We start from the raw sequence: 22,875 nt of genomic DNA, 5'->3' as shown, positions 1-22,875 counted from the left end.
CCGCGCGGCGCACGCACGCGCGAGGCCCGGTCACTCCTCGTCGCCGACGCCGCGGGCGGCCAGCGCCTCGCCGAGCTGGTCGGCGTGCCGCAGGGTGCGGACCAGGAACGGCACGGCGAAGGCGAGCACGGAACCTTCCGCGTGCCGCGCCCACTGGGCCTCGCGGGTCTGCGTGGCGATCGCGGACAGCGCCGCCACCGCCTGCATCGTCAGCCCGACGAGCAGTCCGAACCGCTCCGGACGCACCCCGAACCGGCGCAGCGGGCCGAGGCCGCGCTCCACCGCGGTGACCACGTCCTCGACCCGGGTGGTGATCGTCAGCAGGTTGGCCGCACCGAGCGCGGCGGCCAGCCGCAGGCCCACCGTCCAGGCCGCGTCCCAGCCGATCAACCACCACTGCACGAGGAACACGACGACGAGCAGCGGAACGATCAGCCGCAGCATCCGCAGGCACCGCCGCAGCGGGACGCGCGCGAGCGCGTAGGCCGCGGCCACGAGCGCCGCGCACACCGCGAGCGCCGCCGTCCCGTCGAAGACGAGCACGACCACCGCGAGCACGAGCAACCCGAGGAACTTCGGCCCGGCCGGCGCCCGGTGCAGGGGGCTGTTGCCCGGTTCGTACAAGCCGAGCGGAGTCACCCGATCAGCTCCCGGTACTGCGCCAGCGCCGGACGCGGCTCGTCGTCGGCGACCACGCGGCCCTCGTCGAGCACGACGACGCGGTCGAAGTCCTCCACCAGCTCCAGGTCGTGGGTGACGAGCACGACCTGCTGCGGCAGGCCGGCGAGCACGTCCCGGAAGTGGCGCTTGTTGCGCAGGTCCAGCAGGGTCGTCGGCTCGTCGCAGACGAGCACGTCCGGTTCGACCGCGAGCACCGCGCACAGCGCGAGCAGCTGCTTCTGGCCACCGGAGAGCTGGTGCGCCGGGTGGTCCACGTGCTCGCCCAGGCCGTGGCGGGCGAGGATCTCCACCGCCCGCTCCCGGCGCTCGGACTTCGCCAGACCCGTGCGGCGCAGCGAGAAGGACACGTCCTCGGCGGCGGTGGGCATGACGATCTGGCCGTCCGGGTGGGTGAACAGGAACCCGACCCGGCGCCGCACCCGGCGACCGTCGCGCGCCGGATCGGCGCCGTCGACGAGCACGCGGCCCCGCGACGGGTTGACCAGGCCGTTGATCATGCGGGCCAGCGTGGACTTGCCGGAGCCGTTGGCCCCGACGAACGCGACGCGCTGCTCGGCCAGGCGCAGTTGCACACCCGTCAGCACCGTCCGCGCGTCGTAGGAGTGGCCCACGTCGTCGAACTCGATCACACTCGCTCCCAGACCGTCGCCGCGCCGAGACCGCCGCCGGAGGACAGCGCCGCCATCCCGGTGCGCTCCGCCTCCTGCCGCACGAGGCGGCTGAACAACCGCACCGCGAGCACCGCGCCGGAGGCGCCCCACGGGTGGCCGAAGGCGATCGCGCCCCCGTCCGGGCTGACGCGCCGCTCGTCGAGCCCGCACGCGTCCAGGCACGCCAGCGCCTGGCCTGCGAACGCCTCGTTGAACTCGACGACCTCCGGCTCGCACGCCCGCCGGGCGGCGCGCATCGCACCGACCGCGCCGAGCCCCAGCCGGTTCGGGTCGACCCCCGAGTGCTCGGCGCGGAGCAGGCGCATCCCCGCGAGCCCGCGGCGCTCCCGATTCTCCTCGGTGGTCAGCAGCACCGCGGCGGCGCCGTCGCTCAGCCCGCAGGAGTTCGCCGCGGTCGCCGTGCCCCCGGCGGTGAACGCGGGGCGGAACCGGGCGAGCCGCTGCGCGGTGAACCCGGCGCGCGGCCGGTCGTCGGCCCCGACCCCGGCGATCTCCACCAGCTCCGCGTCCAGACGTCCGGCGCGCCGGGCCGCCGCGGCGCGGGCGTGGCTGCGCGCGGCGAAGGCGTCCTGCCGCGCCCGGTCGATGCCGGCCTCGGCGGCGACGAGGTCCGCCGCGGGGCCCATCTCCGGGTCGCCGATCTCGGCGGGTGCGAACGGGGCGCGCGAGTAGAAGCGGGGCGGTTCGGTCGCCGAGGACGAGCGCCACGCCCGCCACGGCATGGTCGACGGGCTCTCCGCCCCGCCGGCCAGCACCCACTCGGCCTGCCCGGAGCGCACCAGCGCCGCGGCCGTGGTGATGGCGCTGAGCCCGCTGGCGCACTGCCGGTCCACCGTCATCCCCGGCACGTCGCAGCCGAGCCCGGCGCGCAGCGCCGCCACGCGCGCCGGGTTGCCGCCGGGGCCGAGCACGTTGCCGAGCACCACCTCGTCGACCGCGTCGCGTCCACCGTCGGCGAGCACGGCGCGCAGCACGGGCGCTGCCAGCTGGTCGACGGGCACGTCGCGCAGGCCGTGCCCGGCCGTGGTGACGGGGGAGCGGCGGGCGGCGACGACCACCGGGGTGCGGTCAGCCATCGCCGCTCCCGGTGCTGCTGGGGGCGGTGCCGGTGCTGCCGGTGCCGGTGCTGCTGGGGGCGGTCTCGGCCTCGGCCCCGGTGCTGCCGGGGGCGCCGTCGGCCTCCGGCGGCAGGCCGCGGCCGAGGAGTTCGGCCACCCGGGCGCGGGCCGGTTTCCCCGAGGCGGTGCGCGGCAGCCTCCGGACCGAAAGCCAGCGGCGCGGTCGCTTGTCGGGTTTCAGCTCCTGCTGCGCGCGCTGCCGCGCCGCGGCCAGCTCGGCCTCGCCCGCGCCCTCCACCACCGCGGTGACGAGCTCGCCGAATCGGGGGTGCGGCGTGCCCGCGACGACCGCGTCGCGCACGCCGGGCACCGCGCGGAGGACGGCCTCGACCTCCTCGGCCGAGACGAGCGCGCCGCCGGTGTTGATCGTGGCGCCCTGCCGGCCCAGGATCCGCAGCGAGCCGTCGGCGCGCCGGGCCGCCCGGTCGCCCACGTCGAACCACCCCCGCTCGGTTTCCAGCGGTTCGAGCTCCCCGGCCCGCAGGCGACCGGCGCACAGCAGCGGTGAGCGCGTCCGCAGCGCGCCGGACCCCTCGTCGACGTGCACGTCCACCACCGGGTGCAGGACGCCGCGGCGGCCCACCGCGATCACCGAGGTCTCCGCGGCCCCGTAGTACTCGACGAGCTCGCAGCCGGGCAGCACCCGGTGCAACCGCTGCGCGAGCCGCTCGTCCACGTGGGCGCCGCCGAGCACCACGCGGCGCAGGGGCAGCACCGCGGCCTCCTCGGGGGCCCGTTCCCAGCGGTCCAGCAGCGCCGCGAGCATCGCCGGCACCAGGTGCGCCGCGGTGACGTGGCGGCAGGCGGCCGCGGCCTCGGCGGCGCTCCACCGGTCCAGCAGCCACAGGTCGGCGCCCGCGTGCAGCGCGTGCAGGGCGGCGAACAGGAACAGCGAGGAGCTCAGCGGCCCGGGCACGAGCACGCGGTCCTCGCCGCCGATCCCCACGTCGAAGGCGTCGTAGCTGCGCAGCCAGGACTCCCGGGTGCGCGCCAGCACCCGGGGCCGACCGCTGCTGCCCGAGGTCGTGGGCAGGTAGAACGGCGTGTCCGCGTCACCGACCGGCCCGCGCGGCGGCGCGTCCTGCTCCGCGGGCGGCGGGGAGTCGCCGGGCACGAACACCGCCGGGCGCGCGTCGGCGCACACCGCGTCGAGCTCGCCGCGGCTCCACGACGCGTCGGTGACCAGCGTGGCGCAGCCGGCGAGGTCGGCCGCGAGGAACCAGCACAGCCGCGCGTGCGCGTCGGTGCCGGTGAGCCCCACCCGCACGCCCGCGGGCAGGCGCGTCGCCCCGGTGCGCACGCGGGCGGACCAGTCGGCGGGGGCGTGCTCGGTCGCCCGCCCGCCGTCGGCGGGCAGGTGCGTGATCCGGGAGGCCGGGACGCGGTCCAGGATCGGCAGGCGCACGGCTCACCCCCGCCGGGTCGCCGCGGCGGCCGGGGTCGCCGGGGCGGCGCGGTGCACGGCCGCCGCCACCAGCGACACGAGCACGATCTTCGCCGCGTCGCCGGGCAGGAAGATCACCGACTGCACGGCGGCCGCGGGGAGGTCGCCGACGACCGCGCCCCAGTAGGGGATGCCGACGAGGTAGTCCACCGCGACCCCGGCGAGGTTGGCGACCAGCAGCAGCGGGATCCGCGGCGGTCCGGACGAGCGGGTGGCGATCCAACCGGTCACCACCGCCGAGAGGACCCAGCCGAGGATGAAGCCGCCGCTCGGCGAGAACAGCTGGGCCAGCCCGCCGCGGCCGCCGGACAGCAGCGGCAGGCCGATCGCCACGAGCACGAGGAACAGCAGCACCGCGGCACCGCCGCGCCGCGCTCCCAGCACGCTGCCGGCCAGCAGCGGCCCCATGTTCTGCAGCACGATCGGTACGGCGGCGAACTGCAGCCCGGGGAACAGCCCCAGCACGGCGATGAACGCCGCGAAGACGACGGTGCGCGCGAGGTCGGTTGCGGGCAGTGCGTCGCGTCCTGCGGACAACGGTCTCCCCTCGGTCGTGCTCCGCGGAGCCTGAGCAACGGTCCTGATGTTCGCCGTTCCGGGTGATCCGCGGGGCGAACGCGCACAACGTACCCGGCATCCCCGGCGGTACAGAAAGAAGCGGTCCGCGTTGTGGACGGTCCACAACGGCGGGCGTGCGCAGGATCACGCCGGGTCGGGGCGGGCTCTCACACCGCCGCGGTGAGCCGGTGCAGCGCGCCGCGCACCACCTGCGGGTCGTGCGTCGTCCAGAACGGCGGCAGCGAGGCGCGCAGGAAACCGCCGTAGCGCGCCGTCGCCAACCGCGGGTCCAGCACGGCGACGACGCCGCGGTCGGCGGCCGTGCGCAGCAACCGGCCGGCGCCCTGGGCGAGCAGCAGCGCCGCGTGCGTGCCCGCGATCGCGAGGAACCCGTTGCCACCGCGCTCGTTCAACGCCTTCTGCCGCGCCGAGGCCAGCGGGTCGTCCGGCCGCGGGAACGGGATGCGGTCCATGACCACCAGGCTCAGCGAGGCCCCGGGCACGTCCACGCCCTGCCAGAGCGAGAGCGTGCCGAACAGCGAGGCCGACTCGTCCTCGGCGAACCGGGAGACCAGCTGGGACGTGGACTCCTCGCCCTGGCACAGCACCGGCAGGTCCAGCCGGTCGCGCAGCTCCTCGGCGGCCTGCCGCGCGGCGCGCATCGAGGAGAACAGCCCCAGGGTGCGCCCGCCCGCGGCGGTGACCAGCTCGCTGAGCTCGTCCAGGTACTCGTCCGGCAGGCCGTCCCGCCCGGGTGACGGGAGCTTCCGCGCGATGTAGAGGATGCCGCTGCGCGGGTAGTCGAACGGCGAGCCGACGTCCAGCCCCGTCCACTTCGGACCCGAATCGTCCGCGGGGACGTCGCGGTCGGTGGCCGCCTCCGCCGCCAGCCGCGCCGACTCGCGCGGCGGCAGCCCCCACTGCCGGGCCAGCGTGTCGAACGACCCGCCCAGCGCCAGCGTCGCGGAGGTGAGCACGGTGGTGCGCTTGCCGAACAGCCGCTCGCGCAGCAGCCCGCCCACGCCGAGCGGCGCCACGCGCAGCGCCCGCGGCCGGTTCGGCTCCTCCGCGACCCACACGACGTCGCGCGTCTCGCCGGAGTCGAACGCGTCCAGCAGGCGCACGGCGGTGTCGTGCACCTCCTCGGTCGCCGCGTGCGCGAGCGCGCGGACGCTGTCGCTGCCCGCGTCCTCGCCGCGCTCCGGCCGCAGCGCGGTGACGCAGGCCCAGGCCGCGTCGCGCACCGAGCGCAGCAGCACCGCCAGGTCCTCCGGCAGCTCGTCCACCCGGCCGACCGGCGCGTCGGCGAGGACGGTCTCCACCCCGTCGGCGGCCTCGGCGAGCGCATCGGCGAGGCGCTCGTCCACCGCGCGGCCGCAGCGCCGCGCCGCGTTGGTCACCAGCGGCGCGGTCAGCTCGCCCGTGGAGGCGGAGGTGACGCGGTCGACGAGGTCGTGCGCCTCGTCGACGACGACCACGTCGGCCTCCGGCAGGATCGACCGGTCGTCGAGCGCGTCGATGGCCAGCAGCGAGTGGTTCGTCACCACCACGTCGACCTGCGCGGTGGCCGCGCGGGCCAGTTCGGCGAAGCACTCGTCGCCCGCGGGGCAGCGGTGCGCGCCGAGGCACTCCTTCGCCGTCACCGAGACCTGGCGCCACGCGCGGTCGCTCACGCCCGGGACGAGCTCGTCGCGGTCCCCGGTCTCCGTCTCCTGCGCCCACTCCTGCAGGCGGCTGACCTGGCGCTCCAGGGAGGAGGCGGCGAACGGGTCGAACAGCCCCTCCTCCGGGTCGGCCGGGGCGTTGCCGTGGACCCGGTTGAGGCACAGGTAGTTCCGCCGTCCCTTGAGGATCGCGAAGGTGGGGCGGCGGCCCAGCGCGCCGGTCAGCGCCTCGGCCAGGCGGGGCAGGTCGCGGTCGACGAGCTGCCGCTGCAGCGCGATCGTCGAGGTCGACACGACCACCGTCCTGCCGTTCCGCACCGCGTGCCGCAGCGCCGGGACCAGGTAGGCCAGCGACTTGCCCGTGCCGGTGCCCGCCTGCACGGCCAGGTGCTCGCCGGTGTCGACGGCGTGCTCCACCGCCTCGGCCATGCGCGTCTGACCGGTGCGCTCCGCGCCGCCGACGGCTTCGACGGCGGTGCTCAGCAGCGTCGACAGGTCCGCCACCGGTCCGGAACTCCCGGGGGAGGGCAGCGCCGCGGCGATCTCCGGAGGCGGCGTGTCGTCGTCATCGTGGGCGAACGCATCGGGGTTCGACCAGCGGGGAACGGAACGGGCCACGCTCCGACGCTATCGGAACCGCGCTGCGCGGTGCGTGCGTGGTTGCTCGGCGGTGCAGGAGGTTCCGCTACCGGCTCCACTGCGTCAGCCGATCCGCGGACCCGCTCACGAAGTCCTCCATCAGGCCACGACGGGATCGCCGGTGAGCCCCACACCGGCCTCGTCCATCTCGCGCATCGCCGCGTCCACCGTCGCGGCCGCCACGCCCGCGGTCAGGTCGAGCCGCACCGCGGTGCTCAACCCGGAGCGCGCGGCGTCCAGCGCCGTGGCCCGCACGCAGTGGTCGGTGGCCAGACCGACGAGGTCGACGTGGTCCACGCCGCGCCGGGCCAGCCAGTCCGGCAGCCTCCACCCCTGCGGATCGACGCCGGTGAACCCGGAGTAGCCGTCGTCGTACTGGCCCTTGTCGAACACCGCGGCGATCGGACCGACGTCCAGTTCCGGGTGGAACGCCGCCCCCGGGGTGCCGGCGACGCAGTGGCGCGGCCACGACCGCGCGAAGTCCGGCTCGTCGCTGAAGTGCGCCCCCGGGTCGACGTGGTAGTCGCGGGTGGCCACGACGACGTCGTGGTCGTCCGCGCCGAGCTGCGCGGTGATCGCGGAGGCCACCCGCGCGCCTCCGGCCACGGCCAGCGCCCCGCCCTCGCAGAAGTCGTTCTGCACGTCCACGATGATCAGTGCCCTGGGCATTGCCACCTGTCTTCCTGCCGCGCGCGTGCGGCGGAGGGTTCGCTCCCGATGCGCGGGAGCCGCGCTCCCAGTATGCGCCGGTGCCCCGGCGGCGGTGAACAGGTCCGCGGGCCCCGCGCCGGCCACCGGGGCCTCGGCACCTGGTCAGGGGCGGGGGAAGACCGTCGGGACGGCCGGCTCGCCGTGCGAGAGCTTCAGACCCTCCCACGGCAGGCTCACCAGCGCGTGCCGCAGCCGTTCGCGGTCCTCGTCCAACGCGGGCAGATCGCCCACCCGCTGCCCGCCGCGCATCAGCGGGCGCTGCAGGTGCCGGTCGTGCGGACCCACCGGCGGCTCCGCCACGTCCGGGGCCACGCGGTAGACGACCTCCTCCACGGCCGTGCCGGTGTCCTTGTGCCGCCGGATCGCCGCCTTGCGCCCGCCGCGCGACTCCTTGTGCGAGCTGCGCTTGGCCACCGGCCGGCCCTCCACCTCGGCGAGCTTGTAGACCATCCCGGCGGTCGGCGCCCCGGACCCGGTCACCAGCGAGGTGCCCACGCCGTAGGCGTCGACGGGCTCGGCCCGCAGCGAGGCGATCGCGTACTCGTCGAGGTCGCCGGAGACGACCACCCGCGTGGCCGTCGCCCCCAGCTCGTCCAGCTGCTGCCGCGCCTGCCGCGCCAGCACGCCGACGTCGCCGGAGTCGATGCGCACGGCTCCCAGGTCGGTGCCGGCCACGTCCACGGCCAGTTCGATGCCCCGGGTGATGTCGTAGGTGTCCACGAGCAGCGTCGTGCTCGGGCCGAGCTCGGCCACCTGCGCCTCGAACGCGGAGCGCTCCGAATCGTGCAGCAGGGTGAAGGCGTGCGCCGCCGTGCCCGCCGTGGGGATGCCGTAGTCCACCCCGGCCTGGAGGTTGGACGTCGCGGTGAACCCGGCCAGGTAGGCCGCGCGGGCGGCGGCCACCGCCGAGTGCTCGTGCGTGCGGCGCGAGCCCATCTCCATGATGCGCCGCCCGTTCGCGGCCGAGGCCATGCGCGCCGCGGCCGCGGCGATCGCGCTGTCGTGGTTGGTGATCGACAGCACCAGGGTCTCCAGCAGCACGCACTCGGCGAACGTGCCGCGCACCGTCAGCACCGGCGAACCCGGGAAGTACAGCTCGCCCTCGGAGTAGCCGTCGACGTCGCCGCGGAAGCGGTACTCGGCCAGCCACTGCCGGGTCCGCTCGTCCACGACCCCGTTCTCGCTGAGGTGCCGCAGGGTCTCCTCGTCGAAGCGGAAGTTCTCGATCGCCTCGAGGACCCGGGGCATGCCCGCGAACACGCCGTAGCGGCGACCGTTCGGCAGGCGCCGGGTGAACACCTCGAACACGCACTCCCGCTGCGCCGTCCCGTCGCGCAGCGAGCTGGCGAGCATGGTCAGTTCGTAGTGGTCGGTGCGCAGCGCCGTGGTCGGAGTGCTCGCAGCGGTCATGCCGCAGAGGCTACGGGTCCGGGCTGCGCCGCCCGCGCCAGGACCCGGTGTCCGCGTCCGCTCCGCCACGACCGGCGACCTTCCGCCGGTCGGGTGAAACCGGGTGCCCGCTGGGCGGAGCACGGGCCGTTCCGGCGAGCCCGCGGCCGACCCGCGCCCGGAGGCCCGTGCGAGACTGGGGCCATGACCTCGCCCGCTGAAGCTGAGCGTGCGCAGCTCGAGTCGGCCGAGCTCGGCACCGAAGACCGGCCGTGGGTGACCGTGGTGTGGAACGACCCGGTCAACCTCATGTCGTACGTGACGTACGTCTTCCAGAAGGTCTTCGGCTACAGCAAGGACCATGCGACGAAGCTGATGCTGGACGTCCACCACAAGGGCCGCGCGGCGGTGTCCTCCGGTTCCAAGGAGAAGGTGGAGGGCGACGTGGCCAAGCTCCACGCCGCGGGCCTGTGGGCGACGATGCAGAAGGACTCCTGACCGCCCGCACCGCGACGGCGGCGGGGCGGCACGCCGAGACGAGGAGTGAGGACGTCACGTGGAAGGCTGGACCCGGCGGAACGGTCACGTGGTGACCCGGCTGTCCCAGCAGGAGGCCGCCGTCATCCGCGGCCTCGTGGGGCAGATCAAGGACATGCTCACCGCGCGGGCGGCGGAGGTGCCGCAGGACGAGCTGGCCGAGTTGACCGGGATCCGCACCGGTCCCGCCGAACCCCCCGAGGACAAGGTGCTGGAGCGGCTGCTGCCGGACTTCTTCCGCACCGACGTCGCCGACGCGGCCGCCGGGCCCGGCGAGGCCGACGAGAACGCGGCCGCCGCGCTGCGCTCGCTGCACGAACCGGAGGTCGTGGAGGCCAAGACCGAAGTGGCCGACCTCGTGCTGAACACGTGCCCCGTCGACGGCGGGAACGTGCAGCTGACCGGCGAGCAGGCCGACCAGTGGCTGACCGCCCTCAACGACGTGCGGTTGGCCCTGGGCACCGCCCTCGAGATCGGTGAGGACGGCGAGGACGACCTCGTCGACGACGCGGAGACCGACGAGCTCCGCCGCGAGCACCTCGGCGTCTACCACTGGTTGACCTGGGTGCAGGACAGCCTCGTGACCGCGCTGGTGGAGTGATCCGCGGTCGTGGCGGCGCGCGACGCGATCACCGACGTGCCCGGCCTGCAGGTGGGGCACGACCAGCGGCTCGACGACGAGCGGGCCACCGGCGCCAGCGTGCTCCTCGCCCCGGACGGCGCCGCCGCGGCCGTCGACGTGCGCGGCGGCGGGCCGGGGACGCGGGAGACCGACGTGCTCGCCCCGGACCACCTCGTCCAGCGCGTGCACGCGGTGCTGCTCGCCGGCGGCAGCGCGTTCGGCCTGGCCGCCGCGGACGGGGTGATGCGCTGGCTGGCCGAGCGCGGCCGCGGCGTGCCGGTGGGTCCGGACCCGGCGCACGTCGTGCCCGTCGTGCCCGCCGCCGTGCTGTTCGACCTGCCGCTGAACGAGTACCGCCACCACCCGGACGCCGAGTTCGGCCACCGGGCCTGCGCCGCGGCCGCGGACGAGGAACCGGCCCAGGGCAACGTCGGCGCGGGAACCGGCGCGGTGGCGGGCGACCTCAAGGGCGGGCTCGGCACCGCCGCGACCACCGTGGGCGGGGAGACGGCCGCCGCGGGCACCACCGTGGGCGCGCTGTGGGCGGTGAACTCCGCCGGTCCGGTCGTCGACGCCACCACGGGGCTGCCCTGGCACCGCCCGCCCGAGCTGCGCGCGCCCGACCCGGCCGAGGTGGCCGCCGCGCGCGGGCGCGCGGGCGCGCGCCCGGGACGGCACGGCCCCGCAGGCCGACCGCTGAACACGACCATCGGCGCGGTGGCCACGGACGCCGCCCTCGACAAGGCGCAGGCGCGGCGCCTGGCCGTGGCCGCGCACGACGGCATCGCCCGGGCGGTGCGCCCGGCGCACGGGCTCACCGACGGGGACACGGCCTTCGCCCTGGCCACGGGGCGGAGCTCCGGGTGGCCGGAGGTCGGCTCGGCGGGGTGGGCGGCGGCGCTGGACGCGCTGTGCGCCGCCGCGGCCGAGGTGACCGCGCGGGCGATCGTGCGCGGTGTGCTCGCCGCGGACCCGGTCGGCGAGGTGAGCTGCTACACGGCTCGGTACCCGTCGACGCGGGAATGAATCATGGTGGAGGTGACGTTGGACCGGGAAACCGCACCGGAGGAAAGCGTGCTTCCACATGGTGGGAGGCCGGTGCCGCATTCATTAGGATGGTGTCTGTGCTGGTGATCCGACGCGACCTCGTCGACGCGGTGGTCGCGCATGCCCGACGGGACCACCCGGACGAAGCCTGCGGTGTCATCGCCGGCCCGGAGGGGTCGGAGCGCCCGGAGCGCTTCATCGAGATGATCAACGCCGAGCGTTCGCCCACCTTCTACCGCTTCGACTCGCAGGAGCAGTTGCGGGTGTGGAAGGAGATGGACGCCAACGACGAGGAGCCGGTGGTGGTCTACCACTCGCACACCTCGACGGAGGCGTACCCCTCTCGCACGGACGTCTCGTACGCCTCGGAGCCGAACGCGCACTACGTGCTCGTGTCCACTCGGGACCCGGAGACCTACGAGCTGCGCTCCTACCGCATCGTGGACGGAGCCGTCACCGAGGAGCCGGTCGAGGTCGTGGAGTCCTACATGTTCGCGCACACCGGTGCCGACGAGGTGCCCGACCAGGGCTGAGTCCGCGCAGCACGATGCCGCGCCGGTCGCCGGCGCGGCCTCGCGCCGCTGTCCCGTCCCGCGTATTCCTGATCAGGAGGTATATCCATGGCAGTCAAGGTGTCCATCCCGACGATCCTGCGCTCGTACACCAGCGGCGAGAAGTCGGTCGAGGCCGCCGGTAGCACGCTGGGCGAGGTCATCAACGACCTCGACGGCAACTACAACGGGCTCAAGGACCGGCTCGTCCGGGAGGACGGCCTGCACCGGTTCGTGAACGTGTACGTCAACGACGAGGACGTGCGCTTCACCGGTGGTCTGGAAGCTCCGGTGTCGGACGGGGACAGCGTCACGATCCTGCCCGCCGTCGCCGGCGGTATGCGCTGACGCACCGCTGCCAGGGCCGTTCCCGCCGGCACGAGCAGCGGTGTGACGGCCGCGCGGGCGGTCCTTCGATCGCACAGCCCTGATCTTGGAGGCAGAACGTGGCCCGCTACGACTCGCTGCTGGACGCCCTCGGCGACACTCCGATGGTGGGACTTCCGGGGTTGTCCCCCTCCCCGGACGTCCGGTTGTGGGCGAAGCTCGAGGACCGCAACCCCACCGGCTCGATCAAGGACCGCCCCGCGCTGGGCATGATCGAGGCGGCCGAGAAGGAAGGCCGCCTCACCCCCGGGTGCACCATCCTGGAACCCACGTCCGGCAACACCGGCATCTCGCTGGCCATGGCCGCCAAGCTCAAGGGCTACGGCCTGGTGTGCGTGATGCCCGAGAACACCTCGGAGGAGCGCCGCCAGCTGCTGCAGGCGTTCGGCGCCCGGATCGTCTCCTCGCCCGCAGCGGGGGGCTCGAACCAGGCCGTCGCGGTGGCCAAGCAGCTGGCCGAGCAGAACCCCGACTGGGTCATGCTGTACCAGTACGGCAACCAGGCCAACGCGGACGCGCACTACCGCGGCACCGGACCGGAAATCCTGCGCGACCTGCCCAGCGTCACGCACTTCGTGGCCGGGCTGGGCACCACCGGAACCCTCGTCGGCGTGGGCCGGTACCTGCGGGAGCAGCGGCCCGGTGTGCAGATCATCGCCGCCGAGCCGCGCTACGGCGAGCTCGTGTACGGGCTGCGGAACCTGGACGAGGGCTTCGTGCCCGAGCTCTACGACGAGGACGTGCTCAGCCGGCGGTTCTCCGTCGGCTCCTACGACGCGCTGCGGCGCACCCGCCAACTGCTGGAGACCGAGGGCATCTTCGCCGGGATCTCCACCGGTGGCGTGCTGCACGCGGCCATGACCATGGCGGAGCGCTCGGCCGCCGCCGGGGAGTCCGCCGACATCGTGTTCCCCGTCGCCGACGCGGGGTGGAAGTACCTGTCCACCGGCGCCTACAGCGGCACGCTCGACGAAGCGGCGGAGCGGCTGGACGGCCAGCTCTGGGCCTGATGCGCGGGCTCCACCCCGGAGGCCCCGCGGGGGTGCGCATCCCTCGCGACATGTGCACCCGGGCAGGCCGGTGCTCGGAGCGGACGGCGCTCAACCGGCGAAGGCGGGGGTGCGCACGCCCTCGCCGGCCTCCGGGACGACGAGCAGCGCCGCCGGATCCTCGGCGCCCGCATCGCCGCCGCCGGTGGTGACGTACAGGTCGGTCAGCCGCGTCCCGCCGAAGCAGCAGTCCGTCGGCCGGTGACCGGCCAGCACGACCTCGCGGTCGAGCACCCCCTCCGGGGTGTAGCGGTGCACCGCGCCCGCACCGGGCAGCGCCACCCACGGGCATCCGGCCGCGTCCACGCAGAGACCGCCCACCGGCGCGCCGGGTTCGACCAGCGGTCGGCGCTCGCCGAGCTCGCCGCCGTCCGGGTCGAGCGCGAGCACCTCGAGGCGGCCGGTGGAGCCGTCGGCCAGGTACAGCCGCGCGCCGTCCGGTGCGAAGGCCAGCCCCCGCGGATCCGGCAGCGCCCGCGGGCCGGTGCGCACCGGGCCGGACGCCGCCACGCGCACCAGCCACCCGTCACCGCCCGCGGCCTGCCCGTGCCCGGCTGCTTGCCGGTGCCCGCCGAGCTGTTCGTGCCCGCCGGACCGGGCCTCCTCGGAGACCCTCCCCTCCGCGGCGGGGAGACCGCCGCGGAACCGCGCGGGCGCGGCCAGCGGCGCGCTCGCCGCCCAGGCGCGTCCGTGCAGGTCGACGGCGGTGGTGACGGCGCAGAACCCGTCCCGCGCCCAGTACGCCAGCCACGTGCGCGTGGCGCCGTCCGCCTCGAACAGCGCGAGCCCCTCGTCGAGGTGCAGCAGCAGCCCGCCGCGCGCCCGCGGCAGCGCCGCGCCCACCGGCTGCGGCGTCGGCATGGCCGCGTCGGTCCCGCGGCCGGGGGAGTAGCGGTGCGCGCTCGCGGCCGGGCGGTCGACCCACAGCACGGTGTCGGTCCGGGAGTCCCACACGGGTGACCGGCCGTGCCGCACCGGGGTGCGCACGGCGACGTCGAACTCGGCCAATCCAGACCTTTCCGGGTGCGTTGCGGGGTCCGACGAGGGCGAACGCCGATCAGCGTACCGGTGGGCGCGTGAATTCCGCGCAGCCCCGACGTCAACGGACGTTTCGACCAGTAGCCTCGGGAGTGTGAACAGGCTGCCGCAACGCCCCAACGCGCGCGTGCTCCCGGCCAACCCGGCCCGGTCGGCGGTGGGCATGCTGCTGTTCCTCGTCGTGCTGTACGCCGTGCAGGGCTACCTCGCCATGGGCGCGGTCAACGGGGTGCGCCTGATCCGCGAGTACGGCATCGTCCCGCGGGAGGTGGACGGCCTCGACGGGATCCTCTGGGCCCCGCTGCTGCACGGCGGCTGGCCGCACCTCATCTCGAACACGGTGCCGTTCTTCGTGCTCGGCTGGCTCGCCCTGTCCGGAGGCGTGCGGCAGTTCCTCGCGGTCACCGCGACCGTGTGGATCACCGCCGGCGTGGGCACCTGGCTGATCGGCGCGCCCGCGCCGCACATCGGCGCCTCGAGCCTCGTGTTCGGTTGGATGGTGTTCCTGCTGCTGCGCGGGTTCCTGCAGCGCAACACGGGGCAGATCGCGGTGGCGATCGTGCTGTTCTTCTTCTGGGGCTCGATGCTGTGGGGCGTGCTGCCCGGCCAGCCGGGCGTGTCCTGGGAGGGGCACCTGTTCGGTGCGCTCGGCGGTGCGCTGGCCGCGTGGCTGGTGGCGCGCAGCACGCGCCGCCCGTCCGGCCCCGCGCCCGGTGGCACACTGAGGAGGTGAGCAACGCGCCGATCGGCATCTTCGACTCGGGCGTGGGCGGCCTGACCGTCGCCCGCGCGATCATGGACCAGCTGCCCGCGGAATCCCTGCGCTACGTGGGGGACACCGCGAACGCGCCGTACGGGCCGCGGGCGCTCTCCGACATCCGGGCGCGGACCCTGGCGCAGACCGACGCGCTCGTCGACGAGGGCGTCAAGGCGCTGGTCATCGCCTGCAACACCGCTTCGTCGGCCTGCCTGCGCGACGCCCGGGAGCGCTACGACATCCCCGTGGTCGAAGTGGTGCTGCCCGCGGTGCGCCGCGCCGTGTCCACGACGCGCAACCGGCGCGTCGGCGTGATCGGCACCCGCGCCACGATCTCGTCCCGGGCCTACGAGGACGCGTTCACCGCGGCGCCGGACATCGCGCTGAGCACGAGCGCCTGCCCGCGGTTCGCCGAGTTCGTCGAGCGCGGCAACACCAGCGGCCGGCAGATCCTCGGCCTCGCGCAGAGCTACCTCGACCCCCTGCAGCAGGCCGGCGTGGACACGCTCGTCCTCGGCTGCACGCACTACCCGCTGCTGACCGGGGTGGTGCAGCTGGCGATGGGCGGGCACGTGACGCTGGTGTCCAGCGCCGAGGAGACCGCCAAGGACGTGCTCCGCGTGCTCACCGAGCAGGACCTCCTGGCCGAGCCCGATCGCGTGGCCCACCACGAGTTCCGGTGCACCGGTTCGCCCGAGCGGTTCAGCCGGCTGGCCACGCGGTTCGTCGGTCCCGGCCTGGTGGCCGATGCCGTCCAGCCGCACGACGTGTCACGCTCGAGCGCGTGAAACTGACGGTTCTGGGGTGTTCCGGGAGCATCGCCGCACCGGACTCGCCCTGCTCGGGGTACCTGCTCGAATCCGCGGGCACGCGGATCGCGGTCGAGCTCGGCAGCGGCACGCTCGGCCCGCTGCAGCGGCACGTCGACCCGTTCGACCTGGACGCGCTGCTGCTGAGCCACCTGCACGCCGACCACTGCGCGGACGTGGCGATGATGACGGTGCTGCGCCGGTACCACCCGCGGCCACCGCACGACCCGCGCGGCCGGCGCCTGCCGGTGCACGCACCGGAAGGCGCTGCGCAGCGGCTGGCCGCGCTGTACGCCACGAGCCCGTCCGAGTGGGCCGAGACCGACCTCGGCGACGTGTTCGACTTCCGCCCGCTGTCCGAGGCGCCGCTGCGCATCGGCGCGTTCGAGGTGCAGCCGGTGCCGGTGCACCACGTCTGCCCGACGTGGGGGTTCCGCATCTCGGACGGACGCGGCCTGCTGGCCTACACGGGGGACACCGGAGCGTTCCCGGGGTTGACCGCCCTCGCCGCGGACGGCAGCGCGCTGCTGGCGGAGGCGTCCTGGCCGCACTCCCCGGAGGTGCCGGACGGCCTGCACCTCTCCGGCACGCAGGCCGGGCGGTTGGCCGAGGCCGCCGGGGTCGGCCGGTTGCTGCTCACGCACGTGCAGCCGTGGACGGACGCCGAGCAGGTCCGGCGCGAGGCCGCCGCCGAGTACGCGGGACCGGTGGATCTCGTCGCCGCGGGCGAGCAGTACGAGTTCTGAGGCCGCGGGTCGGGGAGTCCGCGGTCTGCGAGCAAACGACCTGACGACGTCCTGTTGAGGAGAGGCGGCGCGTGGCGGTGCCGAGCGGGTTCCTAAGGTGGGGGTGTGGCACGAGCTGACGGACGGAGCGATGGCGAGCTCCGAGAGGTGCGGTTGACGCGCGGGTACCAGGACTGGCCGGCCGGGTCGGTACTCGTGGAATTCGGCCGGACGCGCGTGTTGTGCGCGGCGAGCGTGCAGGAGGGAGTGCCGCGGTGGCGCGCCGGGTCCGGCCTCGGCTGGGTCACGGCGGAGTACGCGATGCTGCCCTCGGCGACGAACACGCGGGGCGTGCGCGAGTCCGTGAAGGGACGCATCGGCGGGCGCACGCACGAGATCAGCAGGCTGGTGGGGCGGTCGCTGCGGGCGTGCATCGACATGTCCGCCCTCGGCGAGAACACCATCACCCTCGACTGCGACGTGATCCAGGCCGACGGGGGCACGCGCACCGCCGCGATCACAGGGGCGTACGTGGCGCTGGCGGACGCGGTGACCTACCTGGGAGCAGCGGGCAGGCTGTCCGATCCGAAGCCGCTGTCCTGCGCCGTGTCGGCGATCAGCGTCGGCGTGGTGGACGGCCGCGTGCGGCTGGACCTGCCCTACGAGGAGGACTCCCGCGCGGAGGTGGACATGAACGTCGTCGCCACCGACCACGGGACCCTCGTGGAGGTGCAGGGCACGGGCGAGGGCGCCACGTTCCCGCGGTCCACGATGGACCAGATGCTGGACTCCGCCCAGGCCGGCTGCTCCCGGCTGGCCGAGCTCCAGGCGGAGGCGCTGGCCGCGCCGTACCCGGGCACCCTGCCGGGGGGCGCGGCATGAGCCGCCTGCTGCTGGCCACGCGCAACGCGGCCAAGCTCGCCGAGCTCCGCCGCATCCTCGACGAGGCGGGCGTGACCGGGCTCGAGGTCATCGGGCTCGACGACGTGGCCGCGTTCCCGGAAGCCCCGGAGACCGGTGCGACGTTCGAGGACAACGCGGTGGCCAAGGCGGTCGACGCGATGCGCGCGACCGGCTGCCCGGCGGTGGCCGACGACTCCGGCATCGCCGTGGACGCCCTGGGCGGGATGCCCGGTGTGCTCTCCGCGCGCTGGTCCGGCGGGCACGGCGACGACCGGGCGAACCTGGAGCTGCTGCTGGGTCAGATGCGCGACGTCCCGGACGAGCGGCGCGGGGGCGCGTTCGTCGCCGCGGCGGCGCTGGCCCGCCCCGACGGTTCGCACACCGTCGTGCGCGGCGAGTGGCGCGGGCGCATCATCCGGGAACCCCGCGGGGAGAACGGCTTCGGATACGACCCGGTGTTCGTGCCGGACGGGGAGACCCGCACCAGCGCGGAGCTCTCGCCGGAGGAGAAGGACGCCGAGTCGCACCGCGGGCGGGCGCTGCGGGCGCTGCTGCCGAGCCTGCGGGAACTCGCCGGATAGGGGAGTCCGCGCCGGGCGGTCACCGCGCCGCCCGGCGCGCGGATGTGATCGATCTCGCCCAGCTCTGACCGCGCGCGGCGGAGCGACTAGTTTCGACGCCCGTGCTCACCGACTGGTTGGAACCCGCCCTGCTGGCGCTCGTCGGGTTTTTCTCCGGCGCGATCAACGCGGTCGCCGGGGGCGGATCACTGCTGGTGTTCCCCGCGCTGCTGGCCACCGGCATGCCGCCGCTGGTCGCGAACGTGACGAACTCCGTGGCGCAGGGCCCCGGCTTCGTCGGCGCGGCCTACGGCCAGCGCGCCGACCTGGGAGGAGCCCCGCGGCGCCTCGCGCTCACGTCGATCGCGGCCGTGGTCGGTTCCGCAGGCGGGTGCGCCCTGCTGCTGGTGCTGCCGAGCTCGGTCTTCGACGCGGTGGTGCCGGTGCTGGTGGCGCTGTCGGCCGTGCTCATGGCGTTCCAGAAGCAGCTCCGCCGGTGGCTCGGCACGTCCGACCCGGGCGGCGCGCAGGGCGACCGGACGGTGCTGCTGTTCGCGGGGATCCTGCTGGCCTCGGTGTACGGCGGGTACTTCGGCGGGGCCCGCAGCGTCGTGCTGATCGCGCTGCTCATGCTCGGCGCCTCGGGCGCGATGCGCGGCCTCAACGCGCTGAAGAGCTGGCTGGGCCTGCTCGGCAGCGCGGTCACGCTCGCGGTGTACTCGCTCGTCGCCCCGGTCGACTGGATCGCGGTGGCGACGCTGGTGCCGACCACGCTCGTCGGCGGGTTCCTGGGGGGCAAGCTCGCCCAGCGGCTTCCGGGCACGCTGCTGCGCTACGTCGTCGTCGGCATCACGGTCGTCGTGGCGGTCTGGCTGTTCCTCGACCGGGTGTAGCGGACTGCGGGCGCAGCGGACGGGGCGCGGCGGGCTGCGGTCGTGGTGTCCCCCCACTGCCCGCCGGGAAGGCAGTGGAGGGGTCTCCGGGAGCTTCAGACCCCGATCGCGCGGCGCAGCCGGTCGACGTGGCCGGTGGCCTGCACGTTGTACATCGCCTGCGCGATCGTGCCGTCCGGTCCGACCACGAACGTCGAGCGGATCACGCCCTGCACGGTGCGGCCGTAGTTCTGCTTCTCACCGAACGCGCCCCAGGTGGACATGACGTCCTTGTCCGGGTCGGACAGCAGCGGGAACGTCAGACCCTCGCCGTCGCGGAACTCCGCGAGCTTGGCCGGCTCGTCCGGCGAGACGCCGAGCACGGTGAAACCGGCGTCGTTCAGCTCGCCGAGGTTGTCCCGGAAATCGCAGGCCTCGCGCGTGCACCCGGGGGTGCTCGCGGCCGGGTAGAAGTACACCACGACGGAACGGCCCCGGTAGTCGGCCAGCGAGACCTTGTTGCCGTCCGCGTCGGTCAGCGTGAAATCGGGGGCGGGATCACCCACCTGCAACTGCTTCTGTTCACTCATGCTCGTGACGTTATCCGCCGCCGGGAGATCCGAACAGGCAGGGCTGCCGGACGCGCCCGAGTTGCACGTGCCCGCGCGCACGCGTAGGCCGGGGACGGGCCCGCGGGAAGGGCCCGCGCGGGTGCACCGGCGCACCTGCGCGGGCGCGCGAGGACTGCTCCGGCGGGCGGTAGACCGACTCCGAAAGGCGGGGACGATGGCCACGGTCGCCGATCAGTTCATCGAGGTGCTGAAGCAGGTTGGGGTCGAGCGGATCTACGGCATCGTCGGCGACAGCCTCAACCCCGTGGTGGACGCGGTCCGGCGCACGGAGGGCATCGAGTGGGCGCCCGTGCGGCACGAGGAGACGGCGGCGTTCGCAGCGGGTGCGGAAGCCCAGGTCACGGGCAAGCTCGCGGTGTGCGCCGGCAGCTGCGGCCCCGGCAACCTGCACCTGATCAACGGCCTCTACGACGCGCACCGCAGCGGGGCGCCGGTGTTGGCGCTGGCCTCGCACATCCCGTCCGAGCAGATCGGGACCGGGTTCTTCCAGGAGACCCACCCCCAGTCGGTGTTCGCCGAGTGCAGCCAGTTCTGCGAGCTGCTGTCCCAGCCCGAGCAGATGCCGCGGTTGCTGCGCACGGCCATCCAGAACGCGATCGGGCGCCGCGGGGTGTCCGTGCTGGTGCTTCCGGGTGATGTCGCGGAGCGCAGCGCGGTGAACTCCGCGGACCACGCCCTGGTGCACAGCGAACCGCCCACCGTGGTCCCCTCCGCGGAGCAGGTGCGCGAGCTCGCCACCGAGATCAACGAGGCGGAGCGGGTGATGCTCTTCTGCGGCATGGGCACCCGCGGCGCGCACGGCGAGGTCATGCAGCTGGCCGAGCGCGTCAACGCGCCGGTCGGCCACGCGCTGCGCGGCAAGGAGTGGATCCAGTACGACAACCCGTACGACGTCGGGATGAGCGGACTGCTCGGCTACGGCGCGTGCCACGAGGCGATGCACCGCGCCGACCTGGTGGTGCTGCTGGGCACCGACTTCCCGTACGACAACTTCCTGCCGCAGGCCAACACGGTGCAGGTGGACATCGAACCGGCGCACCTCGGCCGCCGCACCGTGCTCGACGTGGCCGTCCAGGGGGACGTGGCCGAGACGATCCGCGCCGTGCTGCCGCAGCTGGAGCAGAAGCGGGACCGCTCGTTCCTGGACCGGATGCTGTCCGAGCACGCGCAGACGCTGGAGCGCGTGGTGGACGCGTACACGCGCAACGTGGAAAGCCACGTGCCGATCCACCCCGAGTACGTCGCCGACAAGCTCGACACGGCCGCGGCCGGCGACGCGGTGTTCACAGTGGACACCGGGATGTGCAACGTGTGGGCGGCGCGCTACGTCACCCCCAACGGGCGGCGGCGCGTGCTCGGCTCCTTCGTGCACGGCTCGATGGCCAACGCGCTGCCGCAGGCCATCGGCGCGCAGCAGGCCGCCCCGGACCGGCAGGTGATCGCCATGTCCGGCGACGGAGGTCTGTCCATGCTGCTCGGTGACCTGCTGACGCTGCGGATGCACCAGCTGCCGGTCAAGGTCGTGCTGTTCAACAACGCGTCCCTGGGCATGGTGAAGCTGGAGATGCTCGTGGACGGCCTGCCGGACTTCGGGACCGACGACGCCGGTGCGGACTTCGCCGCCATCGCCACGGCCGCGGGAATCCCCGCGGTGCGCGTGGAGAAGCCCGGTGAGGTGGACGGCGCGCTGCAGGAGGCGCTCAACCGCCCGGGGCCCGCCCTGGTGGACGTCGTCACCGATCCGAACGCGCTGTCGCTGCCGCCGAAGATCACCGGTGAGCAGGTCAAGGGTTTCGCGCTCGCCGTCAGCCGCACCGTCCTCTCCGGAGGGGTGGGGAAGATGGTGCAGTTGGCGAGGTCCAACCTCCGCAACGTCCCCCGCCCGTGAGGGGGAGGGCTGCCGTCCGGGTGACGAGAGCGTGACGCGCGGTGCGCGCGCGTGGAGACTGGAGATCATGACAGTCAGCCCCACCGTGCGTCGCCGCAGACTGGCCGCGGAGCTGCGCAGGCTCCGCGGTCGGGCGGAGGTCACCCAGAACCAGGCCGCTGCGCACCTCGGGTGCACCCAGGCCAAGATCGGCCGGTTCGAGACGGCGAAGCGCTCGCCCTCCGTGGGGGACGTCTCCGGTCTGCTCGACTTCTACGGGGTGCGCGGGGACGAGCGCGAGCAGCTGGTCAACCTGGCGCGGGACGCGCGCAAACGCGGGTGGTGGCACTCCTACAACGATGTGCTGCCGGAGTGGTACGAGACGTACGTCGGGCTGGAGGCCGAGGCCTCGTCGATCCACACCTACGAGGCCGAGGCGATCCCCGGCCTGCTGCAGACCCGCGAGTACGCGCACGCGATCACGCAGGCCACGCTCATCCGCGCCGACGAGGCGGAGATCGCGCGCCGCGTGGAGCTGCGGATGCAGCGGCAGGCGCGCGTCCACGGCGACAACCCGCTGGAACTGTGGACGGTGATCGGGGAAACGGCCCTGCGCCGGTCGGTCGGCGGATCCACCGTGCTGCGCCGCCAGTTGGAGTACGTGCTCAAGCTCGGGGAACTGCCGAACGTCACCGTTCAGGTCATGCCGCTGGAGGCGGGTGCGCACCCGGCGCAGGCGGGGCCGTTCGTGATCCTGCGGTACTCCAACCACATTGACCCGGACGTGGTCTACCTGGAAACCCAGGTGGGCGGTTTGTACCTGGAGCGGGAAGCTGAGCTGTCGAACTACATGATGATGATGGAGCATTTACGTGCGCACGCGATGAGCCCGCAGGGCTCCGTGCAATTGATTCACGAACGCATAGAGGAGTTGTGATGGGATACATCACCGACTGGCGCACGAGCACTCGCACGCAGGGGCAGGGGCAGTGCGTCGAAGTCGGCTTCGGATCGGACCGCATCGGCGTACGCGATTCGAAAAACCGCGCTGCCGGGCACGTCACGTGCACCCAGCGGCAGTGGCAGCTGTTCACCGAGCAGATCAAGCGGGGCGGCTTCGACGCCTGACCGCCGCCCCCGACGCGGGGAGCGGCTCGACCGCACCGGGCGGTGACCACGGCCGCTCCCGCGCTCCTCGACGCCCGGCCGCGCTCGGAAACTGCTGCGGCCGACTACTCCTCGGTCTCCGCGGGAGCGCCCTCCCCGCGGAACGGCGCGAGAAGCCCCGGCACCGCCCGGTCGGCCAGCGCCCACCCCTCCTCGGCCCCGACGTCCCGCACGGCGTAGTGACCGCTGCCGGCGGCGGTCGTGGCTCCGAGCGTGAGCACCCCGGCGCGCCGCTGGAACCACGTCTGCCGCACCCGCCAGCCGATGATCCCGCCGCGGTAGAGCACCGCGGTGCGGCGCACCGCGGTGCCCGAGCGCGCCAGCAGCACTTCCGCGTCCAGCAGGTGCCCCAAGTTGCGGTAGGCGTCGACGGCGAACGCCGCTGCCACCGCGAGGAGGGCCGCACCGAGCGCCGCGACCACCGGCACGGGCAGCCACCCCCACCACGCGACCGCGGCGAGCGCGGCGAGCAGCGGC

The 22,875-nt window shown here is 74.4% G+C and carries 26 protein-coding genes; 15 read left to right on the top strand and 11 right to left on the bottom strand.

The window, feature by feature from the left end; genetic code table 11:
* Positions 1–30: 30 nt before the first annotated feature.
* From ACYVJE_RS00130 to ACYVJE_RS00095, 8 genes are all read right to left on the bottom strand, one after another.
* Positions 31–639 (bottom strand): CbiQ family ECF transporter T component, encoded by a 609-nt coding sequence (locus ACYVJE_RS00130; RefSeq protein WP_461142714.1) that lies wholly within the window; start codon positions 637–639, stop codon positions 31–33.
* Positions 636–1,310, bottom strand: a complete 675-nt coding sequence (locus tag ACYVJE_RS00125) for an energy-coupling factor ABC transporter ATP-binding protein (protein WP_459158574.1) — start codon at positions 1,308–1,310, stop codon at positions 636–638. Before ACYVJE_RS00125 ends, ACYVJE_RS00130 begins: the two co-directional genes overlap by 4 nt.
* The gene (locus ACYVJE_RS00120) at positions 1,307–2,428 is read right to left on the bottom strand and encodes a thiolase family protein (RefSeq protein WP_461142713.1); all 1,122 of its coding nucleotides are present in this window, start codon (positions 2,426–2,428) and stop codon (positions 1,307–1,309) included. Before ACYVJE_RS00120 ends, ACYVJE_RS00125 begins: the two co-directional genes overlap by 4 nt.
* Entirely contained in the window at positions 2,421–3,875 is a 1,455-nt protein-coding gene (locus tag ACYVJE_RS00115) for an AMP-binding protein (RefSeq protein WP_461142712.1), read from the bottom strand. Before ACYVJE_RS00115 ends, ACYVJE_RS00120 begins: the two co-directional genes overlap by 8 nt.
* A 3-nt stretch (positions 3,876–3,878) precedes the next feature.
* Positions 3,879–4,451: a biotin transporter BioY gene (locus ACYVJE_RS00110; protein ID WP_459158577.1), complete on the bottom strand. Its 573-nt coding sequence runs from the start codon at positions 4,449–4,451 to the stop codon at positions 3,879–3,881.
* Between the two features lie 188 nt (positions 4,452–4,639).
* On the bottom strand, positions 4,640–6,565 hold the full coding sequence (locus ACYVJE_RS00105; RefSeq protein WP_459159924.1) for an ATP-dependent DNA helicase: 1,926 nt from the start codon (positions 6,563–6,565) through the stop codon (positions 4,640–4,642).
* Between the two features lie 309 nt (positions 6,566–6,874).
* On the bottom strand, positions 6,875–7,444 hold the full coding sequence (locus ACYVJE_RS00100) for an isochorismatase family protein (RefSeq protein WP_461142711.1): 570 nt from the start codon (positions 7,442–7,444) through the stop codon (positions 6,875–6,877).
* Positions 7,445–7,588: 144 nt separating this feature from the next.
* Complete coding sequence (locus ACYVJE_RS00095) at positions 7,589–8,896, bottom strand: nicotinate phosphoribosyltransferase (protein WP_459158579.1); 1,308 nt, start codon at positions 8,894–8,896, stop codon at positions 7,589–7,591.
* Between the two features lie 183 nt (positions 8,897–9,079).
* Here ACYVJE_RS00095 and clpS point away from each other — a divergent pair, with 183 nt between their 5' ends.
* The 6 genes from clpS (at position 9,080) to ACYVJE_RS00065 (ending at position 13,029) form a co-directional block, all read left to right on the top strand.
* Complete coding sequence (clpS, locus tag ACYVJE_RS00090; RefSeq protein WP_459158580.1) at positions 9,080–9,373, top strand: ATP-dependent Clp protease adapter ClpS; 294 nt, start codon at positions 9,080–9,082, stop codon at positions 9,371–9,373.
* A gap of 58 nt (positions 9,374–9,431) precedes the next feature.
* On the top strand, positions 9,432–10,013 hold the full coding sequence (locus tag ACYVJE_RS00085; protein WP_459158581.1) for a DUF2017 domain-containing protein: 582 nt from the start codon (positions 9,432–9,434) through the stop codon (positions 10,011–10,013).
* A 9-nt stretch (positions 10,014–10,022) separates the two neighbouring features.
* Positions 10,023–11,060 (top strand): P1 family peptidase, encoded by a 1,038-nt coding sequence (locus ACYVJE_RS00080; protein ID WP_461142710.1) that lies wholly within the window; start codon positions 10,023–10,025, stop codon positions 11,058–11,060.
* A gap of 98 nt (positions 11,061–11,158) precedes the next feature.
* Complete coding sequence (locus ACYVJE_RS00075) at positions 11,159–11,614, top strand: M67 family metallopeptidase (RefSeq protein WP_459158583.1); 456 nt, start codon at positions 11,159–11,161, stop codon at positions 11,612–11,614.
* 87 nt (positions 11,615–11,701) lie between these two features.
* On the top strand, positions 11,702–11,980 hold the full coding sequence (locus tag ACYVJE_RS00070; protein WP_459158584.1) for a MoaD/ThiS family protein: 279 nt from the start codon (positions 11,702–11,704) through the stop codon (positions 11,978–11,980).
* Between the two features lie 98 nt (positions 11,981–12,078).
* Positions 12,079–13,029 carry a PLP-dependent cysteine synthase family protein gene (locus ACYVJE_RS00065; protein WP_461142709.1) on the top strand — a complete coding sequence of 317 codons (951 nt, stop codon included), beginning with the start codon at positions 12,079–12,081 and terminating at the stop codon, positions 13,027–13,029.
* 90 nt (positions 13,030–13,119) lie between these two features.
* Here ACYVJE_RS00065 and ACYVJE_RS00060 read toward each other — a convergent pair whose 3' ends face one another.
* On the bottom strand, positions 13,120–14,076 hold the full coding sequence (locus tag ACYVJE_RS00060) for an SMP-30/gluconolactonase/LRE family protein (RefSeq protein WP_461142708.1): 957 nt from the start codon (positions 14,074–14,076) through the stop codon (positions 13,120–13,122).
* Positions 14,077–14,200: 124 nt separating this feature from the next.
* On the opposite strand from ACYVJE_RS00060, the gene ACYVJE_RS00055 reads away from it, so the two are divergent.
* From ACYVJE_RS00055 to ACYVJE_RS00030, 6 genes are all read left to right on the top strand, one after another.
* Positions 14,201–14,839, top strand: coding sequence for a rhomboid family intramembrane serine protease (locus tag ACYVJE_RS00055; protein ID WP_459158587.1), 639 nt, complete (start codon positions 14,201–14,203; stop codon positions 14,837–14,839).
* Positions 14,836–15,651, top strand: coding sequence for a glutamate racemase (murI, locus tag ACYVJE_RS00050; protein ID WP_461142707.1), 816 nt, complete (start codon positions 14,836–14,838; stop codon positions 15,649–15,651). The genes ACYVJE_RS00055 and murI overlap by 4 nt, the downstream gene beginning before the upstream one ends.
* On the top strand, positions 15,648–16,418 hold the full coding sequence (locus ACYVJE_RS00045) for an MBL fold metallo-hydrolase (RefSeq protein ID WP_461142706.1): 771 nt from the start codon (positions 15,648–15,650) through the stop codon (positions 16,416–16,418). Before murI ends, ACYVJE_RS00045 begins: the two co-directional genes overlap by 4 nt.
* Before the next feature lie 105 nt (positions 16,419–16,523).
* A complete protein-coding gene (rph, locus tag ACYVJE_RS00040; RefSeq protein ID WP_459158590.1) occupies positions 16,524–17,279 on the top strand; it encodes a ribonuclease PH in 756 nt (251 codons plus the stop codon).
* Positions 17,276–17,881, top strand: a complete 606-nt coding sequence (gene rdgB / locus ACYVJE_RS00035) for an RdgB/HAM1 family non-canonical purine NTP pyrophosphatase (RefSeq protein WP_459158591.1) — start codon at positions 17,276–17,278, stop codon at positions 17,879–17,881. The genes rph and rdgB overlap by 4 nt, the downstream gene beginning before the upstream one ends.
* Before the next feature lie 101 nt (positions 17,882–17,982).
* A complete protein-coding gene (locus ACYVJE_RS00030) occupies positions 17,983–18,753 on the top strand; it encodes a sulfite exporter TauE/SafE family protein (protein ID WP_461142705.1) in 771 nt (256 codons plus the stop codon).
* Positions 18,754–18,848: 95 nt separating this feature from the next.
* On the opposite strand, the gene bcp is transcribed toward ACYVJE_RS00030, so the two are convergent.
* Positions 18,849–19,322, bottom strand: coding sequence for a thioredoxin-dependent thiol peroxidase (bcp, locus tag ACYVJE_RS00025; RefSeq protein ID WP_459158593.1), 474 nt, complete (start codon positions 19,320–19,322; stop codon positions 18,849–18,851).
* 196 nt (positions 19,323–19,518) lie between these two features.
* Between bcp and ACYVJE_RS00020 the strand changes: the two genes are divergently transcribed.
* The 3 genes from ACYVJE_RS00020 (at position 19,519) to ACYVJE_RS00010 (ending at position 22,359) form a co-directional block, all read left to right on the top strand.
* The gene (locus ACYVJE_RS00020) at positions 19,519–21,252 is read left to right on the top strand and encodes a pyruvate dehydrogenase (protein ID WP_461142704.1); all 1,734 of its coding nucleotides are present in this window, start codon (positions 19,519–19,521) and stop codon (positions 21,250–21,252) included.
* Between the two features lie 67 nt (positions 21,253–21,319).
* Positions 21,320–22,168: a helix-turn-helix domain-containing protein gene (locus ACYVJE_RS00015; protein ID WP_459158595.1), complete on the top strand. Its 849-nt coding sequence runs from the start codon at positions 21,320–21,322 to the stop codon at positions 22,166–22,168.
* Positions 22,168–22,359, top strand: coding sequence for a DUF397 domain-containing protein (locus ACYVJE_RS00010; RefSeq protein WP_459158596.1), 192 nt, complete (start codon positions 22,168–22,170; stop codon positions 22,357–22,359). The genes ACYVJE_RS00015 and ACYVJE_RS00010 overlap by 1 nt, the downstream gene beginning before the upstream one ends.
* Positions 22,360–22,463: 104 nt before the next feature.
* On the opposite strand, the gene ACYVJE_RS00005 is transcribed toward ACYVJE_RS00010, so the two are convergent.
* The coding region (locus ACYVJE_RS00005) for a PH domain-containing protein (protein ID WP_461142703.1) at positions 22,464–22,875 on the bottom strand (412 nt) is incomplete at its 5' end.

Source organism: Salinifilum aidingensis (assembly GCF_054782015.1).
This window is presented reverse-complemented; position numbering and strand designations above follow the sequence as displayed.

Bases quoted from the DNA above. Each gene is read 5' to 3' on its own strand.
- ACYVJE_RS00070 (WP_459158584.1), top strand. From the start codon at position 11,702: ATGGCAGTCAAGGTGTCCATCCCGACGATCCTGCGCTCGTACACCAGC.
- ACYVJE_RS00100 (WP_461142711.1), bottom strand. From the start codon at position 7,444: ATGCCCAGGGCACTGATCATCGTGGACGTGCAGAACGACTTCTGCGAG.
- ACYVJE_RS00015 (WP_459158595.1), top strand. From the start codon at position 21,320: ATGACAGTCAGCCCCACCGTGCGTCGCCGCAGACTGGCCGCGGAGCTG.
- ACYVJE_RS00095 (WP_459158579.1), bottom strand. From the start codon at position 8,896: ATGACCGCTGCGAGCACTCCGACCACGGCGCTGCGCACCGACCACTAC.
- ACYVJE_RS00105 (WP_459159924.1), bottom strand. From the start codon at position 6,565: ATGGCCGAGGCGGTGGAGCACGCCGTCGACACCGGCGAGCACCTGGCC.
- bcp (WP_459158593.1), bottom strand. From the start codon at position 19,322: ATGAGTGAACAGAAGCAGTTGCAGGTGGGTGATCCCGCCCCCGATTTC.
- ACYVJE_RS00020 (WP_461142704.1), top strand. From the start codon at position 19,519: ATGGCCACGGTCGCCGATCAGTTCATCGAGGTGCTGAAGCAGGTTGGG.
- ACYVJE_RS00010 (WP_459158596.1), top strand. From the start codon at position 22,168: ATGGGATACATCACCGACTGGCGCACGAGCACTCGCACGCAGGGGCAG.
- ACYVJE_RS00120 (WP_461142713.1), bottom strand. From the start codon at position 2,428: ATGGCTGACCGCACCCCGGTGGTCGTCGCCGCCCGCCGCTCCCCCGTC.
- rdgB (WP_459158591.1), top strand. From the start codon at position 17,276: ATGAGCCGCCTGCTGCTGGCCACGCGCAACGCGGCCAAGCTCGCCGAG.
- clpS (WP_459158580.1), top strand. From the start codon at position 9,080: ATGACCTCGCCCGCTGAAGCTGAGCGTGCGCAGCTCGAGTCGGCCGAG.